Origin of the sequence: Amycolatopsis sp. NPDC051071 (genome assembly GCF_040682875.1) — a bacterium.
Classification (GTDB): domain Bacteria; phylum Actinomycetota; class Actinomycetes; order Mycobacteriales; family Pseudonocardiaceae; genus Amycolatopsis.
On the sequence record NZ_JBFBBY010000317.1, the window covers coordinates 1 to 2,597 of the forward strand.

Here is a 2,597-nt window from a genome sequence, read left to right on the forward strand (position 1 = left end):
GGAAGGGGGCCTTCCTGTACCTCAGGCGAGTACGGGCGCCGGTACCGAGCGGGTCAGGTTCTCGTGAGTGATTTGGGTCGTTCTAACGACCCAAATCACTCACGACCCCCGCGGCCGACGCCACAGGTACCCCTGTCGCCACACCTGTCACTGTCCATAATGGACGCATGCGCCCGAGTGTCGCGCCGGCTGTCGTTGCCGAAAAGAAACCCAAGCCAAGAGGTTGATCAACTTACGGTACGTGGCATTGGGTACAGGCCCACGACCCTACGGCGTACGGACAGCCGCCTCACCCCTCGGCGACTTGCCGAACCGCTGGTTGCACGTGCTCCCGGGCCACGTCTGTCGCCTTGCCCGCCAGTCATCGCTCCGGTCGCTGGCGGGCAGCAGCGACGAGACCAGCCAACCCGCTCCGAAAGCGATCGTCCCTGCGGCCCTGGTTTCCCATCACCGGAGGGGGGTAATCGATAGCGGGTGGTGTGCCTCACTCAGACGAATTGAGGACGCGATGACGGCGAGAGAAGCCCCACCGAGCCGCGTGGGGAGCACCGACGTGGCTCGGCTGGAAAGCGCGGTAGAAGTCCTGCGCGCCGTGGACTACCGGCAGGGTGGCGGTTTTTGCCGCGGTACTGTGGATATTCTCAAGACGGTCGGCTTGCTGCTTCGCTGGAGTTCGGTCCCGGACAGCCTTCGCCCGCGACTGCTCACGGTCTTGGCAGACGTATACAACCTGCTCGGCTGGACCGAGTTCGACACCGGCCGTCCGGCGTCCGCGCGGCTGAGGTTCCGGCGCGCGGCCGAACTGGCCACCGAAGCGCGCAACGGCAGCCTTACGGCCAATATTCATTACCGATTAGGCCGGCTAGAGCTTCATTACGGTGACCCCAGTGCGGCGCTCGCGCAGTTCGCTCGGGGCTGCGCCGCAGCGCAGCGATCCGGATCGCTGCGCGGTCATGCGATTTCGACGGTCAACCAGGCATGGGCCTTGGCCAAATGCCGCGATGAGAGCGGGGCACTGGACCGGTTGGCGGCGGCCGAAAGCGAGTTCGCCGACTGGGAGAACTGGCAATCCCCACAGCCATGGGAGGCCTTCTTCGGCCAGGCCGACATGGCAGCGATGCGCGGGACCGTATTGACGGAACTGGCTTACCGTGTAACGCCCCGGCACGGCGAGAACGCCATCGCGCACCTCGTATCCGCTACGGACGCTTACAACACCACCATGGCACGCAGCCGCGCACTGACCACGATTATGCTCGCACAGAATCACGCCCTTCTCGGCCATCTCGACGAGGCGATCCACACCGGTGCGGCAGCCGTCGAACTCGCCGACGCCCTGGGCTCCGTCCGTACCAAAGACCGCCTCGCGCCACTGACACACCTACTGGCAGATCGCACGGACACCGAATCCCGCGACCTGCTCGGCGAGATCACTCGCTTCCGTGCCGAACCGGCCAAACAGCAACGCCTGGCATGACAGGCGCCAAGAGCGGGTTGGCGACGAGATCAATACGACATCGGCGCCGGAGTTGGTCGGAATCGAGCAGTTGCGTATCGATCGGGTGCTGCGCTGGACTCTTGCTTCACCGTGTCACCGGGAGAACGTCTCCGATGGCGCCACGTGGCACAACTCACTGTGACCCGCCATGGTGGTCGGCGCACCGTCGTGAGCAGGCGTCCGCCGCACCGGCAACGGTGTCCGGTCTGCGCGAAAACAACACGCTGGCAGGCGTTCTCCTGTCGTCGGCGCGCTGGTACCCCGAATCACCCGCCGGCAAACATCAATACTCAGCAACGAGCGTGTTTCCTGTCTCACGGCCCGCGATGCGCCTTTTCTCCCAGAGAACGCCGGGTCACCGCAGCGGTGTCGCTGTGCACGGTAGCGGCGAGAAATCGACGCCGCACGGCGCGCCATGTTGCCGGGAGGGCGCTGCGCGGGAATCCTCGAGACATGACTGCCGTGAAGATTCCGCGTCCCGTCGCTGGTGACGTCGTCGACTTGATTCTGGACGATCACCGTCTGTTCGAACAGCTCTTACGTGATCTGCGGGACGCGACCGCGGACCGCGAGGGTGCCCGCGCCGCGTTGTCGGCGGCGCTGATCGCGCACGGTGAAGCCGAAGAGAAGGAGGTCTACCCGGCGCTGCGGCGCAAGGACGCCATCGACAAGCACGAGCAGGAACACGGCGAGGAAGAACACGCCGAGGGCAACCAGGCGCTGCTGGAACTGCTGGAATGCAAAGGCACCGATACGCAGAAGTTCGATGACGCGGTCGAGAAGCTCGCCGAGGCGCTGATGCACCACATCGGCGAGGAGGAGCAGACGATTCTCAACCCAGCGCGCACCGACGTGAGCGAGAAGGTCCGGCAAGATCTGGGCACGATTTGGGCCACGCGCCGCAACGCGCTGCTCGACCAGGACTGCGGTTCCCTCGAGTTCGTCAAGAAGATCGTGGCCCGGGCCGAGAAGGCCGGCCTGCTGTCCTCTGAAGACGACAAGGCCTAGGGCGTGTCTGGCAAATCTCGTTCGTGGTCTTCGCGCCCAGGCGGCCCCTGGCGGCGCGGGCCCTTCGACCGAGTACGACCCGGTACGAGGC

General features: G+C 65.3%; 2 protein-coding genes. Both read left to right on the forward strand.

Features of this window, described 5'->3' with window-relative positions; translation table 11 throughout:
* Positions 1-553: 553 nt before the first annotated feature.
* Positions 554-1,477 (forward strand): tetratricopeptide repeat protein, encoded by a 924-nt coding sequence (locus AB0M65_RS40715; RefSeq protein WP_364040992.1) that lies wholly within the window; start codon positions 554-556, stop codon positions 1,475-1,477.
* A gap of 474 nt (positions 1,478-1,951) precedes the next feature.
* Complete coding sequence (locus AB0M65_RS40720; protein ID WP_364040995.1) at positions 1,952-2,506, forward strand: hemerythrin domain-containing protein; 555 nt, start codon at positions 1,952-1,954, stop codon at positions 2,504-2,506.
* The last annotated feature ends 91 nt before the right edge of the window (positions 2,507-2,597 follow it).